11 protein-coding genes and 1 pseudogene are annotated in these 14,851 nt (G+C 70.3%); 7 read left to right on the forward strand and 5 right to left on the reverse strand.

Annotation, left to right across the window (positions count from 1 at the left end; genetic code table 11):
* The first annotated feature begins 217 nt into the window (after nt 1-217).
* The 4 genes and pseudogenes from G401_RS51100 to thrS all read left to right on the forward strand — a co-directional run.
* On the forward strand, nt 218-2,521 hold the full coding sequence (locus G401_RS51100) for a sensor histidine kinase (RefSeq protein ID WP_084558053.1): 2,304 nt from the start codon (nt 218-220) through the stop codon (nt 2,519-2,521).
* Nucleotides 2,522-2,605: 84 nt separating this feature from the next.
* Nucleotides 2,606-3,031: a roadblock/LC7 domain-containing protein gene (locus G401_RS0137315; protein ID WP_051367824.1), complete on the forward strand. Its 426-nt coding sequence runs from the start codon at nt 2,606-2,608 to the stop codon at nt 3,029-3,031.
* Nucleotides 3,028-3,987 carry a TAXI family TRAP transporter solute-binding subunit gene (locus G401_RS0137320; protein ID WP_027346496.1) on the forward strand — a complete coding sequence of 320 codons (960 nt, stop codon included), beginning with the start codon at nt 3,028-3,030 and terminating at the stop codon, nt 3,985-3,987. Before G401_RS0137315 ends, G401_RS0137320 begins: the two co-directional genes overlap by 4 nt.
* Before the next feature lie 164 nt (nt 3,988-4,151).
* Nucleotides 4,152-5,381: pseudogene (thrS, locus tag G401_RS0137325) on the forward strand (threonine--tRNA ligase); the annotation flags it as partial.
* Nucleotides 5,382-5,487: 106 nt separating this feature from the next.
* Here the strand turns inward: thrS and G401_RS53845 are convergent.
* The 3 genes from G401_RS53845 to G401_RS0137340 are packed head-to-tail and all read right to left on the reverse strand — an operon-like array spanning nt 5,488 to nt 8,045.
* A complete protein-coding gene (locus G401_RS53845) occupies nt 5,488-6,192 on the reverse strand; it encodes a hypothetical protein (RefSeq protein WP_051367828.1) in 705 nt (234 codons plus the stop codon).
* Nucleotides 6,189-7,199: a lactonase family protein gene (locus G401_RS0137335; RefSeq protein WP_027346498.1), complete on the reverse strand. Its 1,011-nt coding sequence runs from the start codon at nt 7,197-7,199 to the stop codon at nt 6,189-6,191. Before G401_RS0137335 ends, G401_RS53845 begins: the two co-directional genes overlap by 4 nt.
* Before the next feature lie 9 nt (nt 7,200-7,208).
* Entirely contained in the window at nt 7,209-8,045 is an 837-nt protein-coding gene (locus G401_RS0137340) for a helix-turn-helix transcriptional regulator (RefSeq protein WP_027346499.1), read from the reverse strand.
* Between the two features lie 102 nt (nt 8,046-8,147).
* Between G401_RS0137340 and G401_RS0137345 the strand changes: the two genes are divergently transcribed.
* Nucleotides 8,148-8,912: an SDR family oxidoreductase gene (locus G401_RS0137345; RefSeq protein WP_027346500.1), complete on the forward strand. Its 765-nt coding sequence runs from the start codon at nt 8,148-8,150 to the stop codon at nt 8,910-8,912.
* Nucleotides 8,913-9,086: 174 nt separating this feature from the next.
* Here G401_RS0137345 and G401_RS0137350 read toward each other — a convergent pair whose 3' ends face one another.
* Nucleotides 9,087-10,481, reverse strand: a complete 1,395-nt coding sequence (locus tag G401_RS0137350; protein WP_157546746.1) for a chitinase — start codon at nt 10,479-10,481, stop codon at nt 9,087-9,089.
* A gap of 364 nt (nt 10,482-10,845) precedes the next feature.
* On the opposite strand from G401_RS0137350, the gene G401_RS51110 reads away from it, so the two are divergent.
* The gene (locus tag G401_RS51110) at nt 10,846-12,072 is read left to right on the forward strand and encodes an ROK family protein (protein ID WP_245602053.1); all 1,227 of its coding nucleotides are present in this window, start codon (nt 10,846-10,848) and stop codon (nt 12,070-12,072) included.
* A gap of 107 nt (nt 12,073-12,179) precedes the next feature.
* Here G401_RS51110 and G401_RS0137360 read toward each other — a convergent pair whose 3' ends face one another.
* Nucleotides 12,180-14,030 (reverse strand): ricin-type beta-trefoil lectin domain protein, encoded by a 1,851-nt coding sequence (locus tag G401_RS0137360; protein ID WP_027346502.1) that lies wholly within the window; start codon nt 14,028-14,030, stop codon nt 12,180-12,182.
* 299 nt (nt 14,031-14,329) lie between these two features.
* Between G401_RS0137360 and G401_RS0137365 the strand changes: the two genes are divergently transcribed.
* The coding region (locus G401_RS0137365) for an extracellular solute-binding protein (protein WP_027346503.1) at nt 14,330-14,851 on the forward strand (522 nt) is incomplete at its 3' end.

Raw genomic sequence — 14,851 nt, forward strand, 5'->3', positions numbered from 1 at the left:
CGAGGCGTGACGAAGCCATCGTCCGTTCGTGCGGGGCGGCCTGCCGGAGTGGGTGGACAGAGGTGGACGAGCCGGAATCAATCCGTGGAATGTGTCGGGTATTTGAACGGCCGATGGCGTGACCGTGCCCCGATGGGGGGTTGTGAAGCTCACCGCTCGGCGCGACTCTCGTGGATGGCCGTGTATCGCGTGGCCACGGGGCCGGGGGGAGGGTGCAATGGCTCGCAGCTCCGCCGGGCCCGGTGCCGCCCGGGCGGATGTGCCGGGACACGCCCGGCGCAACCTGTTCCGCTCGATCCGCATCCAGCTCATGCTGCCCGTCGTCATCGCGACCCTGGCGCTGTGGGCGTTCGGCCTGGTCGAGACCCGTCAAGCCGTCGCGACCTCGCGGGCGGCCGGCAATTCCCGGATCCTCGCCGGCGCCCTGACCGCCACCGTGCGGCTCAACCACCAGCTCGAGCAGGAGGTCGCCGAGACCTCGGACCTGTTGCTGCGCAACGGAAAGGGCGAGCAGCTCCTGGTCGCCCAGCAGGCGCGGACCGACGCGGCCCTGGCGGCGTACCAGTCGGCGAGCGAGGCCGCGTCCCGGGTGTCGTCGACCGTGGCGGCCGCCTTCGACCGGGCCCGCAACGAACTCGCCGGCCTCGCCCGCATCCGGGACAACGCGCTGCATCCCCCGGCCAGCCTGGCCAATCCGGACGGCAACTCGCCCGAGGTGGTCTACGACGAGCTGACCCAGTCGCTGGTCTCGGTGGCGGAGAGCATCTCGATCGAACCGGTGTCGCCGGAGCTGATCGCGAACGCGCGGGTGGTCGCGATGCTGGCGGCGGCCGAGCACCGCGGCGCCCAGGAGCGGGCGCTGCTGCGCGACGTCTTCGCCCGCGACCGGTTCATGACCGGCGAACTCGCCCGGCTCGGCCAGCTGCGCGGGTCCGAACTGGACCGCCTGGCCCAGATGCGCAGCATCGCCGACCAGCCGGTCAACGCCCGCTACATCGAGCTCGTCAGCGGCACCGACGTCGACCAGGCCCGGATCATCCTCGATGCCGCGCTGCAGGCCGACTCGAAGCCGTCGGCCCTCGACGTCGACCCGGACACGTGGTACATCGCCCAGACCAACGCCCTGCGCCGGCTCTTCCTGTTCCAGATGGAGATCATCACCACGCTGGAGAACGACGCCGCCCGGATCGAGGCGAGCGCGCGCAACCAGTCGGTGCTCACCTCGGCGCTCACCGCGACGGCGGTGTCGGTCACCTTCACGGCCGCCGTGCTGCTGGTGTCGCGTACCAGCCGGCGGCTGCGCAGCCTGCGGCACACGGCCCAGACCGTCACCGCGGCCGAACTCCCGGCGGCCATCGCGGCGGTCACGGCGGCCCCGAGCCCCGACACGGTACGCGCGGTCGCCAGCGCCTCGGCCGACCGGGCCGACGCGGAGCTGGCCGCCGGCCGGGACGAGATCGGCGAGCTGGCCGGGGCCGTCGGCGCCCTGCACCGCCAGGCCGTACGCCTCGCGGCCGACCAGGCCCTGCTGCGCCTCGACGTGGCCCGGATCTTCGTCGCGCTGTCCCGGCGCGGCCAGACCCTGGTGCACCGGCAGTTGCAGCTGCTGGACGAGTTCGAGCGGATCGAGACCGACCCGGACACGCTCGGCCGCCTCTTCCAGCTCGACCACCTGGCCGCGCGTATGCGCCGCAACGAGGAGAACCTGCTCGTGCTGGCCGGCGCCGACCCGGGGCGTACGTTCGCCGCGCCGCAGCTGCTCAGCGACATCGTGATGGCGGCGGCCTCCGAGATCGAGGAGTACGACCGGATCGACGCGTCCGCGGTCACCGAGGCGTGGGTCGACGCGTACGCGGTCAGCGATCTGGTGCACCTGCTGGCCGAGCTGCTCGAGAACGCCGCGATCTTCTCGCCGCCGTCGACCCGTGTCCAGGTGTCCACGCACCGGACGATCGACGCGCTGACCCTCACCATCTACGACCACGGCATCGGTATCCCTGCCGAGCAGCTGAACCGGATCAACGAGCAGCTGGTCCAGCCCGTGACCCTGACCAGCGAGCTCGCGAGCCGGATGGGCCTGCTCGTGGTCGCCCGGCTCGCCCAGCGCCTCCAACTGCGCGTCGAGCTGCGCAGCGGGGCCAGCACCGGCACCGCCGCCGTGGTCAGCCTGCCGCCACGACTGCTGGCGCCCGCGCACATCGTGCGCCAGCGGCTGGCGGACAAGCAGCAAGCCGAGTCCCGGACGGCCGCGGAGATCCCGCTGCCCTCGATCGGCACCGTCTCCACCCTGCGTACGACCCCGGTCCGGGGTCGCGCTCCGGTCGCGATCGCCGAATCCGGTCTGCCGCAACGGTCACCGGGTGGCGCGCTCGCGCCCGACCTGACCGAGTCCGGCCCGCCGGCCCGGCCGTCCCTGGCGCCCGGCGTACTGGATCCGGAACTGGCCCGGGCCCGGCTGTCCAGCCTGGCCTCCGGCCTTGCCGCAGCCCAGCGGCAGGTCGTTCCGCCGCCCTGGCCCTGAGGCGGCCTCCACCCCGCACCGATCCCCACCATCGCCCGCAGCCGGCCCCGGCCGCGCGGGTGACGCACAGATTGCGAATGACTGATGTCCGAACTGACCGACCGCATCGCCCCCACCGATCCGGCCAACCTCGACTGGTTGCTGACCTCGTTCGCCCGCCGGGTCCCGCACGTCGTGTACGCGCTGGCCGTCTCCGTCGACGGGCTGACCCTCGCCAGCACCGAGGGCCTGCCGCCGGACGAGGCCGACCAGCTCTCCGCCATCACCAGCGGCCTCGTCAGCCTCGTCGTCGGGGCGGCCCGGTGCCTGAAGACCGAACGCGTCCGGCAGACCGTCGTCGACATGGATGGCGGCGTCCTGCTCGTCATGGCGGTCGGCGACCGGGCGCAGCTGGCCGTGCTCGCCTCGCCCGGCTGCGACCTCGGCCAGACCGGCTACGAGACGGCCCTGCTCGCCCAGCGGGTCGCCGCCGCCCTCGAACCCGGCGCGCGCGTACCGGGCCAGCTATGAGAACTCGTCTCGCCGCCCTGCTCGCCGTGGTGCTGTTCGCCGCGGGCGGGTGTGCCCAGGCCAAGCTGGCGCCGCAGCGCTGGCACGGCGGCGAGATCACGATCGGCACCGGGCCGACCAACGGCGTCTTCAACCAGCTGGGCGGCGGGTACGCCGACGTCATCAACCGGCACATGACCGGCTTCGAGGCGACGGCGGTGCCGACGAACGGGGCGGGGGAGAACCTGACCCGGCTGACCAAGGGCGACGTGGACGTGGCGTTCACGTTCGCCGACGTGGCCGCCGACGCCGTGAGCGGCACGGGCGCGTACGCGGGGACGCCATTGCAGATCCGGGCGCTGGGCCGGGTCTTCAACAGCTACACCCACCTCGTGGTACGCAGGAACGCCGGGATCACGAAGATCGAGGACCTCCGCGGGAAGCGCGTCGGTACGGGACCGGCCGGCTCCGGTACCGAGGAGGTGGCGCTGCGGGTGATGGCGGCCGGGAAGGTCGGCCTCGGCGACATCACGCGTACGTCGGCGTCGCTGAACGGGATGACCGACCTCATGCAGCAGAACAAGCTCGACGCGATGTTCTACTCGGCCGGCCTGCCGACCGTCGGCATCACCGCGATGATGAGCCGGCTGCCGGGCCAGCTCGCGCTGCTGCCGCTCGACGGCATCCTGCCCGCCCTGCAGAAGGCCCATCCGGGCGTCTACACGGCCGGTGTGATCCCCAAGGCGGCCTACAACCTGCCGGCCGACGTCGCCACGATCGCGGTGCCGAACATGATCGTGGTGGCCGCCTCGCTGCCGGACGACATCGCGTACCAGCTGACGAAGATGCTCTTCGAGTACACCGACGAGCTGGAGGCGGTGCATCCCGAGGGGAAGAACATCCACAAGGACGTCGGCGCTCAGACCGACCCGGTGCTGCTGCACCCGGGCGCGAAAATCTATTTCGCGGGCGGCTGAGATCGCGTTATGGTGGTGGCATGAATCCTCAGCAGAGCACGACGACGCCGGACCTCCCGGCGTTGTGTTGATCTGCTGACCATGGCTTTCAACGGCTCCGGGCCTTCGCCCGGAGCCGTTCGGCTTTCCGGAACGGGCCCGCGCCGCCCGCATCCAAGGAGAGCGTCATGTCCGACCACCGGCGGCTCGGCCGCGAACTCGAACTCTTCCACTCCGACCCGCTCGTCGGCGCCGGCCTGCCGATCTGGCTGCCCGCCGGGGCCGCCGCGCGGCACGCGGTCGAGGAGTACATCCGCGAGGCCGAGCGTCTCGCCGGCTATCAGCACGTCTACTCGCCGCCCCTGGCCAAACGCGAGATGTACGCGCGCAGCGGGCATCTGGCGAAGTTCGGCGACGACATGTTCCCGCCGTTGTCCAGCGGCTCCGATATGGACGATCACGACGAGGGTGAGCCGCTGATGCTGCGGCCGAGCCTGTGCCCGCATCACGCCATGGTCTTCGCCAGCCGGGGCCGCTCCTACCGCGAACTGCCTCTGCGGATCGCCGAGATCGGCGGCATGTACCGGGCCGAGCGCTCCGGCGTCCTGGGCGGGCTGTCCCGCGTACGCGCGATCTCGCTCAACGACGCGCACGTGTTCTGCCGGCCCGAGCAGGTCGGCGACGAGGTGGCCCTGGTACTGGGGATGATCCGCGAAGCCCAGTCCGTGCTGGGCTTCGCCGCCGACGGCTACCGCCTCTCGCTGCGCGGGGACTCGTTCCTCGGCGAGCCCGAGGTGTGGGACGAGGCCGAAGGGCTGCTCCGCGACGCGCTCGACGCCTGCGGCCTCGCCTTCGAGGAGGCGCCCGGCGAGGCGGCCTTCTACGGACCGAAGATCGACGTCCAGATCTCGGACGCGGCCGGGCGGCCGTTCACCCTCGCCACCATCCAGGTCGACTTCGCGCAGCCGGAGCGGTTCGATCTCGCGTACACCGACAGTGACGGAGTCAAGCGGCGGCCGGTCATGGTGCATCGCAGCGTGATCGGGAGCCTGGAGCGGTTGTTCGCCCACCTGATCGAGGTCCACTCGGGAGCCTTCCCCGCGTGGTACGCCCCGGTGCAGCTCGCGGTGGCGCCGGTGGGCTCCGACCAGGCGTCGGTCGCGCACGCCTTCGCTTCCGGCGCCCTGCGCGCGGGGTTGCGGGTGGAGGTGGTGGAGGACGGATCGCTGGGATCGCGTATCCGGGGGGCCGTGCAGCGGAAGATCCCCTACGTCGCGGTGATCGGGGCGCAGGAGGCGGCCGACGGCTCGGTGTCGTTGCGCCTGCGGGACGGGCGGTCGGTACCGGCCCAGCCGGCGGCCTCGGCGCTGTCCCACATCCTCGACGTGGTCGCCACCCGCTCCCTATCCCTCTGACCCCGCCTTTCCGACGATCTTGCGCGAATGTCCGGACTTTTCGGGCATTCGCCGCGATTTTTGGGACATTCGCGCAAGATCGTCGGAAAGGCGGCTCGGGAGCGGGTCAGCGGGAGGAGAGGTAGCGGAGTCCTTTGCGGAGGTACGCGCGCGGGTTCGTGTCGACGTGGCTCGACCACGCCACGGGGTCGTCGCGCAGATGTGCGTGGTACGCCAGCCCGTACCCGAACATCGGCTCGGTCAGGTAGCCGAGCCGGGACGCCTGCCACCCGGACGATCCGGCGCCGAACTGCAGGGCCGCGTTGGCCGCGAAGATGCCGAAGCCGAAGAAGATCGTCGCGAGATCCGTCAGCGGCTCGTGGTCCCGGCGGTCGGGCGCGATCCGGCCCTCGCCGAGCAGCCGGTGGTGGCAGAACTCGTGCGCGATCGTGGCGACGAGGGCCATCGGCCGGGCGAGCTGGCGTATGTCGATGCTGATGACGCCGAGGCCGTTCTGGATCCGGTACTCGCCCGCGGCGCTGCGGCTCGTGCGGTACGCCCCTGGCAGCCCGGGCGCGGGGTCGTCCGGTTCGGACAGTTCCACCGCGAACGTGGTCGGGTCGACGCCCATGCGGCGCCGGACGAACTCGACGACCCGGCGCAGATCGTCGACCGAACCCGTGTACGTGCCCGGGAAGAAGTCATCGGTGGGCAGGATCAGCTGGCCCCGCAGGGCGGGTTCGCCGAATTCGCGTACCAGCCAGTCGAGGGACTCCTCGATCCAGACCTGCTCCTGCGGGCGTACCGGGCAGCGGGCCGGGAACAGCCTCATGACAGCGCGGGCAGGATGCACGCCGCGCCGGGCACCTCCGCCACGACCGCCGGCGACCGCGGGATTCCGGTCGCCGGGTCGATCCGCAGGGCGGTCACGGTGTTCGAGTCCTGGTTCGCGACGTAGACGAAGTCACCGACGATCTCGAAGTGCCGGGGCCACGCGCCGCCGGTCGGGACGTCGGCCAGCGGGGTCAGCGTCTCCCCGGTCACGGCGAACACCGTGAGGCAGTCGGCGCCCCGGTTTCCCATGTAGACGAACCGGCCGTCGGCCGAGCACCGGATGTGGCTGGGATAGTTCGTCTCCACCGCCGTCACCGTCCCCGGTACGCTGCCCAGCTCGGACAGCCCGCCGGGCCTGACCCGGCAGACGCGTACGCTGGAATCGAGCTCGCCGGCGACGTAGGCGAGACCGTTCGACGGGTGGAAGGCGATGTGCCGCGGGCCGCAGCCGGGCGTGAGCGGGCTGGCGCCGAGCGGCTGGACGGCGCCGTCGGAGCTCAGCGCGTACTCGTGGACGGTGTCGGAGCCGAGGTCGCTGACGAAGAAGGAGCCGCGCTCGGGCCGGTACGCGATCTGGTGCGCGTGCGGGCCGGCCTGCCGCTCCGGGTGGGGGCCGCTGCCGCGCAGGGTGAGCAGGTCGCGGCGGGCGGCCAGGGAGCCGTCGGCGGCGATCGGGTGCACCGAGACGCTGCCGCTGGTGTAGTTGGCGATGATCAGGAATGATCCACTGGGGTCGACCACGAGATGGCACGGGTCCACGCCGCCGGTCCACTCCTCGCCCAGCGCCACCAGCCCCGTCTCGGTACGCGCGAACGCCAGCGCGCCCCCTGTGGACTCGCTCACGGCGTAGAGGCGGTCGCCGGCGGGATTCCACGCGAGGAACGAGGGATCGACTGCCGTCGTCCTCGTGAACGTCTCGACGAGCGCGCCGGTGATCGGGTCTGCATCGAAGACGGCGATTCCCTCGCCGGGTTCGGACGTGTAGCCGCCCACGTAGATCAGCATGCGGCCAGCTTAGTGGGCGACGGTGTCCGGCGCCGTGGCGGTCCAGCTGGCCAGCAGGCCGAGCCGCTCCGCGCTCGCCGATCCGGCCGCCGCCGTGAACACCACCAGCATCTGCTCCGCGTCGCCCGCCGGTGCGAGCGTCTCGTAGGCCAGGTCGAGGTCGCCGACGATCGGATGCCGTAGGAGCTTGCGCCCGAACGTCTTCTCCTTGACCTCGTGGCGCGCCCACAGCTCGCGGAAGAGATCATCCTTCATGGACAGCTCGCCGACGAGCGCCGCGAGCTGCGGATCGTCCGGCCTGCGCCCCGCCGACAGCCGCAGGACCGCGACCGTCTCGGCCGCGACCCGCGGCCACTCGCGGTAGAACCCGCGCGCCGCCGGGTCGAGGAACGCCTGGTAGGCGGCGTTGCGCCGGGTCCACGTCGAGAAACCCAGCACCGCGTCCGCGAGATCGTTCCAGGCCAGCACGTCCATCCGGTGCCCGAGCACGAAGGCCGGCGCGTGCGTCATCAGCTCCACGACCCTGTGCAGACCTTGGCGTACGCGTTGCGGGCCGGCCTTGATCCGAGGACTCTTCACCGGGCGTACCAGGTTGCGCAGGTGGGCCCGTTCGGTGTCGTCCAGCCGCAGGGCTCTCGCGATCGCGTCCAGGACCGCGTCCGACGCGCTGGGGCTGCGGCCCTGCTCCAGGCGTACGTAGTAGTCGACGCTGACCCCGGCGAGCTGCGCGACCTCCTCCCGCCGCAGTCCCGGTACGCGTCGCCGGCCGTATTCGGGCAGCCCCGCCTCGGCCGGGTTCAACCGGGCGCGGCGCGTACGCAAGAACTCTCCGATTTCCTGATCCACCTGATCAGTGTGCCCGGTCGCCCGCGGCTGAACCTGGTACTGCCAGACCTAGGTTGAGTTCGGCCCTGGGTACACCCTGGGAACCGGCAGATGCTTCTCGGCATGACGAACTACGAGAACCTCAGCGGCCGCGTCGCGGTCGTCACCGGCGCGGCGAGCGGCATGGGTGCCGCCACGGCCGACCTGCTCGGCGCCGCGGGCGCGAACGTCGTGCTGCTGGCGCGCCGGGCCGCGGTCATCGCCGAGCGGGCCGAGAAGATCGTGGCGGACGGCGGCCGGGCGCTGGCCGTGGCCACCGACGTCACCTCGCCCGAGGCGGTCGCGTCCGCCGCCGAGCGGATCCGCGCCGAGTTCGGCCGGGTCGACCTGGTGGTCAACAGCGCCGGGGTCATGCTGCCCAACCCGATCGAGGACGGCCGGTCCGACGAGTGGCAGCGGATGATCGACACCAACTTCACCGGCGTCCTCAACGTGATCCGGGCTTTCACGCCCGACCTGCTCGCGGCAGCGGCCGACGGGAAGCCGGCCGATCTGGTGAACATCTCGTCGATCGGGGCGCACGTCGCCTTCCCCACGTTCGCCGTCTACGGCGCCACCAAGGCGGCGCTGACGCACCTGTCGGCCACTCTGCGGACGGAGCTGGGGCCGCGCGGCGTACGCGTGACGAACCTGGAGCCGGGGCTCACGGACACGGAGCTGTCCGACCACATCTCGAACCCGGAGATCTCCGGAATGGTGGGGCAGATGTTCGACGCGCTCGGCGGCCTGTCGGCGGCGGAGATCGCGGACCTGGTCGGCTACATCGTCAGCCGCCCGAAGCACGTCAACCTCCGCCAGGTCATCGTCCTCCCGACGGCGCAGGCCTAGTGAGTGGCCGACGACAGCAGGTCCCGCTCACGCCGGGCCGCGTGAGGCGGAAAGCCGTGACCCGCGGTGTTCGGCAGTGCAAGATCTGCAAGCGCTTGCGCTTGAGGATCTCTGCGCTGACGGGCACCGCATAAGGGGTCGCGGCTTTCCGCCTCACCCGGCAACTCGGCCTAACTACCCTTGGTACTTCGCGATGACTCGGGTGAAGTCCCAGGCGTTCTGGCCGATGCCGCTGCACGTGTCGTCGTTCGGGTAGCCGCCGCCGGCGCAGGGCCGGTCGCGGTTGGCCGACCAGAACGTGAAGCGGGCGAGGTGGTGCTGCTGCGCGTACGCGAGCATGGTGTTGAAATCGGCGACCGTGACGGTCTCGTTGGCGTCGGTGATCCCGTTCATCGACGAGATTCCGGAGTGCCGGTACGCCTGGTCGTCGGTGTAGCCGTAGCCGTTCTTGACGGCGTTCTTGAGGCCCTCGGCGGCCTGGACCGTCAGCGAGCCCATGTTCTGGCCGGCCGCGCCGAAGTCGAACGGCATGATGGTCCAGCCGTCGACGGTCAGGCCGGACGCGTGCGCCCTGTTGATCATCGACGTGTCCGGGCCGGTGCGGTCGCTCGGGAAGGTCACGTACACCGTCAGGTTGGGGTTGTTGGTCTTCACGGTCTTCAGCGCGTCGATCGTGCGCTGCTGGAGCGTGGCGTTGTTGTAGACCGTGCCCTCGATGTCGATGTCGATCGCCTTGAGCGAGTACGCGTTGATCACCTGCTGGTACGCGCTCGCCAGCGCCGAGGCGCTGCTGCACGTCTGTTCCAGCCACGGTCCGCTGGCGCCGCCGAAGCTGATGGCGACGTCACCGCCGGCGCCCCGGATGTTGTTGATCGTGGTCTGGTCGGCGCCGCCGGTGAGCGGCCGGGAACCGTCCCACAGCGGCGTACAGGCGCCGTTGGACAGCATGAACGCCATCGTGAACCACTTGACCCCGGTGGCGGTCATGATCGTGCGGGGGTCGGGCAGGTTGCCCCAGCCCAGGTACGCGTACGGAGCCGCACCCATGGCCGGGTTGCCGGTCGGCGGCGGGGTGGTGGTGCCACCCGGCAGGGTCCACTGCTGGTTGGCGCTGCCGGCGCAGTCCCAGATCTGCAGCCGCGTCCCGTCGGCCGAGCTGGGCCCGGTCGCGTCGAGGCAGCGGCCGGAGCCGGTGTTGACGAGCTGCGTACCCGACTGGGTCCATTTCTGGGCGTTGGTGCCGTTGCAGTCCCAGAGCTGGATCTTCGTGCCGTTGGCCGTGCCCGCGCTGGTCACGTCCATGCACTTGCCGAGCGCCCGGAGCGTGCCGTCCGTGCCGGTGGTCCACGACTGGGCGGCGGTCCCGTTGCAGGTGTACAGCTGGATGGCGGTGCCGTTGGCGGTGCTCGCCGCGGCGACGTCCACGCACTTGCCGCCGTAGCCGGTGATGGCTCCGGTGGCGGCGGACGCCGGGGTGGCCACCGTGAGCAGCGCGCCGGCCATGGCGACCGCGAGCACGGGTAAGGCCACCCGCCGGCGGATACGGGCCGCCGGTAGTTTGTCGTTCATGAGGATGCTCCCAGGGGGCGGTGTGGGGGAAACCGATTTCGATGAGCGCTCGCGCGAAGAGCGGGAGTGCGGTCGGTTGAGCGCTCGCGCGAAGAGCGGGAGTGCGGTCGGTTGAGCACTCGCGCGAAGAGCGGGAGTGCGGTCGGTCGCTCGACGGGCCGGCCGGGCAGTGCCGGTACGCGAGCGAGGGTGCAACTTCGCGGGGAGCCTGGCCCGCCGGGCGAGGTGACCGTCGGCAGAACATCCACGCGCCTCTACTTCGAGACTTATTTCATACCATAAACTCGAAGTGTTCGGGCATCCTGATCTTCCAGGGCTGGTAAGGAGTGCGCACATGGTGGCAAGACGCGCGACGGTGAGGGACATGCGCCGGTCCAATCGCGCCGTGCTGCTCTCGAAGATCTACCTCGACGGCCCGCTGAGCAGGCACGAGCTGACCCAGCTGACGGCCCTCTCGCCGGCCAGCGTCAGTACGCTCGTCGCGGAGTTCCTCGACGAGGGCATCGTCGAGGAGGCCGGCTCGGTCGAGTCCGACGGCGGGCGGCCGCGCGTACTGCTGCAGGTGGCGCCGACCTTCGGGCACGTCATCGGGGTGGACGTCGGCGAGACCCGGGTGACCGTCGAGCTGTTCGACATGTCGATGGCCGCGCTCGCCAAGGCCGACTACCCGATCGAGCGAGCCTCACTGGCCCCGCAGACCACGGTCAAGCACATCCTCGACGGCATCGCGGCGGTCTCCGCCCAGGCCGGCGTCGACCCCGGCGACATCCTCGGCGTGGGCGTCGCCGTCTCCGGCGTCGTGGACTCCGGCGACGACGGTCTCGTCCACGCGCAGACGCTGGGCTGGGACGGCGTACCGCTGCGGTCGATGCTGCGGGCCGGCACCGACATCCCGATCCACATCGACAACGGCGCCAAGACGCTCGGCCAGGCCGAGATGTGGTTCGGCGCCGGCCGGGGCGTCCAGCACGCCGTCATCGCGCTCGTCGGCTCCGGCGTCGGCGCGGCCGTCGTCGCGGGCGGTGCCAGCTACCGCGGCTCGCGGAGCTCCGCCGGCGAATGGGGGCACACGACGATCGCGTACGGCGGCCGCCAATGCCGTTGCGGTGCCAAGGGGTGCCTGGAGGCGTACGTCGGCGCCGAGGGGATCCTGGACCGCTTCCGGGACGCCAACTCCGGCCGGGTCGCCGAGGGCATCGACGAGGAGTCCGCGATCGGTGCGATCATCGCGGCCGCGGAGTCGTCGCGTACGGCGGAGAAGGTGCTGACCGAGACGGTGGGCTACCTGGGCGCGGGCATCGCCACGCTGGTGAATCTCTTCAACCCGGAGCGGATCGTGCTCGGCGGGTGGGCCGGGCTCGCGCTGGGCTCGCGCTGGCTGCCGGAGATCCGCGCGGCGGCGGGGGAGCACGCGCTGCGGCGGCCGTTCTCGCAGACCGAGATCACGCTCTGCCAGCTGGGCCCGGACGCGGTGGCGCTGGGCGCGGCGACCCTGCCGGTGGCGAAGCTGCTGTCCGACGGCGGCGTCCGCGCCGCCCGCGGTGACCTCGACCCCGTCCGCGGCCCCCGCGTCCGCCTCATCACCGCATAACCCCAGCGCGGCCCCCTCCTAGCGACGATCTTGCGCGAATGTCCGGGCATTCCGGGCGTACGCCGCAGAATGCGGGACATTAGCGCAAGATCGTCGGGATCAGGGTGTTACGGGGTGGTCCACTTCTGGTTGGCGGCCACGGTGCAGTCCCAGATCTGCAGCGGCGTGCCGTCCGCGGAGCTGGGGCCGGTGGCGTCGAGGCATTTGCCCAGCGCGCGGATCGTGCCGTCGGTGCCGACCGTCCAGGATTGGGCGCCGGTGCCGTTGCAGTCGTAGATCTGGACCTTCGTGCCGTTGGCACTGCTGCCCGAGGCCACGTCGAGGCACTTGCCCAGCGCGCGGATCGTGCCGTCGGTGCCGACCGTCCAGGTCTGCGCGGTGGAGCCGTTGCAGGTGTAGAGCTGCACCTGCGTGCCGTTGGCGCTGTTCGCGCCGGCCACGTCGACGCACTTGCCGCCGTAGCCGCTGATCGCGCCGACGTGCGAACCGCCGCCGCCGCCCGAGCCCGGCGTACCGGCCCAGGTGAAGGTCGCCGACGTCTTCGTGGGCAGCGAGTAGGTGAAGGACTGGTTGCCCCAGTTCACCTTGATCGACTGCGTGCTCCCCGTGCTGTTGTACGCGATCAGAGCCTTGCTGCCGTCCGGGTTCTTCCACGCCACGTTGGGTACCGAGGTGTTGGCGGTGGAGTCGATGCGTACCGCGCCGGGCTTCACGAACTTGGTGAGGTGGCCCATCGTGTAGTACTCGATGGTGTAGTCCACCTGCCCGCTGCGTGAATCTCCGTTGTGGACGGTGACGAGGCCGGTGCAGGTGCCGCAGCCGCCGTTGTGCGGGCCCATGTTCTGGTCCACGGCGAGGCTCCACTTGATCCAGCTACGGCCCCAGTTGCGGGTGTAGTCGATCAGGTTGCGCATGTCCTCGTCCTGCTGGTTGGCGATCCACGTGCCGCCCGAGTGCTCGGTGTCGTACGCGTTGATCCCGTTCTGGTTGTGCACCGTCGTCTGCTCGGTGACGTTGCCGCCGTAGCCGTGCCACGCGATGCCGCCGAAGTTCGGGTCGTTGCGGATGGCCGTGTCGTTGACGAGCGGGGCGACCCACGTGTCGTAGGTGTCCCAGTTCCAGTCGCCGACCAGCACCTTCGTGTCCAGCCCGTTGCTGTGCAGGGCCGGGAAGAGGCCGTTCTTGAGGAAGTACTGGATGCCGGCCGTGTTCCACTGCATCGACGGGTAGCCGGCGCAGCAGGTCGGCTCGTTCTGCGGGGTCACGTAGTCCACGTGCACGCCCTGTGCGGCGTACCCCTGGATGTACTTCGCGAAGTACTGGCCGTACATCGTGTAGTACTGCGACTGCAGCCAGCCCTGGCTGAAGTTGTTGTTGTCCTTCATCCACGCGGGCGCGGACCACGGCGAGGCCATGACCTTCAGCTGCGGGTTGAGGCTCTTCGCCTGCTTCGTCAGGGCGATCACGTCGACGTCCCGGTTGAGCGAGAAGTCGTTGATGTCGCAGCACGTGTCGTCGTACGAGTAGCTCGACCGGGCCAGGTCCGACGAGCCGAGGACGTTGCGGGTGAAGCTGACGCCGATGCCGTTCGTCGGGCTGTAGAGCTTGGTCATGACGTCGTTCTGAGCCGACTGCGACAAGGCGCCGCTGCCGTGGATGAGCCACGCGGCGGTGTCCGTGAACGAGGCGCCGGCGCCTTCGAACTGCTGGTAGGTGGTGCCCTCGTTGACCGTGATCGTCTGGTTCGCCGAGCCGCTCGTGGCCGCGAAGGCGATCGGCGTCTGCTGCTGCAGGCCCCGGGTGACGGTCCGGCCGCCGGAGTCCGAGGTCGTGGTGAGCCAGATGTTGACCGCTTCGCCGGCCGCGTACGCACCGGGCGGGGGTGCGAACGCCACGGCGGCGAAAACGATGAGGAGCGCCGCACCGAACGGGCGAGCCCCTCTTCTCCGGAAGGACATGCGAGTATGCCTTTCTTCGGGATGGGCCAGTGCCGTCCCACGCCGTTCCGGCCGGCGTCTTGGCGTCGGCGATGGGGCGTACCTCGCGGGAAACCCGCAGCTCGCGGGCACGTCACTGGGTCGGCCGTCGATCGCCCTGCCCGGCGTACATCAACGGCAGTCAACTGATGGCGAAACTGTAAACACGGTGTTCTGAACAAGTCAACGCTTGACAGCCAGGTTGATCAGAACTTAAATCGCATCACGAAATAAGCCCTGACACGTCCCCGTCCCCGGGCTGCCCCTGAAGGGAAGTATTGATGCGCACCATGCATAAGGTCGGCATCGCGGTGATCGCCACCGCACTGGCCGCCACCACCGCCGCGTGCGGTTCGAGCAACGACTCCGGATCCAGCTCCGGTGGCAAGATCAAGCTGACTATTTCGACGTTCGGTGAGTTCGGGTACAAGGATTTGTACACCGAGTATCAGGCGTCGCACCCGAACATTGAGATCGTGGAGCGGGTCACGAAGACCGAGGATGCGCAGAAGAATCTGGCGGCGCATCTGGCGACGGGTTCGGGGGCCGCGGATATCGAGGCGATCGAGGAGGGCTGGATCGGTCAGTTCACCGCGCAGCCGTCGAAGTTCTATAACTGGGCTGATTATGGTGGCTCGGAGATCAAGTCGCAGTGGCCGGCGTGGAAGTGGCAGCAGGCGACGGCGGCGTCGGGTGAGACGATCGGTCTGGGTACGGATGTCGGTGGTATGGCGATGTGCTACCGGCGGGATCTGTTCCAGCAGGCGGGTCTGCCGGCGGATCGGGATGCGGTGTCGAAGTTG

The sequence above is a fragment of the Hamadaea tsunoensis DSM 44101 genome (assembly GCF_000428945.1).
Classification (GTDB): domain Bacteria; phylum Actinomycetota; class Actinomycetes; order Mycobacteriales; family Micromonosporaceae; genus Hamadaea; species Hamadaea tsunoensis.

Coding starts and splice junctions, on each gene's coding strand:
- G401_RS53845 (WP_051367828.1), bottom strand. CDS start 6,192: ATGAGGCTGTTCCCGGCCCGCTGCCCGGTACGCCCGCAGGAGCAGGTC.
- G401_RS51100 (WP_084558053.1), top strand. CDS start 218: ATGGCTCGCAGCTCCGCCGGGCCCGGTGCCGCCCGGGCGGATGTGCCG.
- G401_RS0137360 (WP_027346502.1), bottom strand. CDS start 14,030: ATGTCCTTCCGGAGAAGAGGGGCTCGCCCGTTCGGTGCGGCGCTCCTC.
- G401_RS51110 (WP_245602053.1), top strand. CDS start 10,846: ATGCGCCGGTCCAATCGCGCCGTGCTGCTCTCGAAGATCTACCTCGAC.
- G401_RS0137350 (WP_157546746.1), bottom strand. CDS start 10,481: ATGAACGACAAACTACCGGCGGCCCGTATCCGCCGGCGGGTGGCCTTA.
- G401_RS0137315 (WP_051367824.1), top strand. CDS start 2,606: ATGTCCGAACTGACCGACCGCATCGCCCCCACCGATCCGGCCAACCTC.
- G401_RS0137345 (WP_027346500.1), top strand. CDS start 8,148: ATGACGAACTACGAGAACCTCAGCGGCCGCGTCGCGGTCGTCACCGGC.
- G401_RS0137320 (WP_027346496.1), top strand. CDS start 3,028: ATGAGAACTCGTCTCGCCGCCCTGCTCGCCGTGGTGCTGTTCGCCGCG.
- G401_RS0137335 (WP_027346498.1), bottom strand. CDS start 7,199: ATGCTGATCTACGTGGGCGGCTACACGTCCGAACCCGGCGAGGGAATC.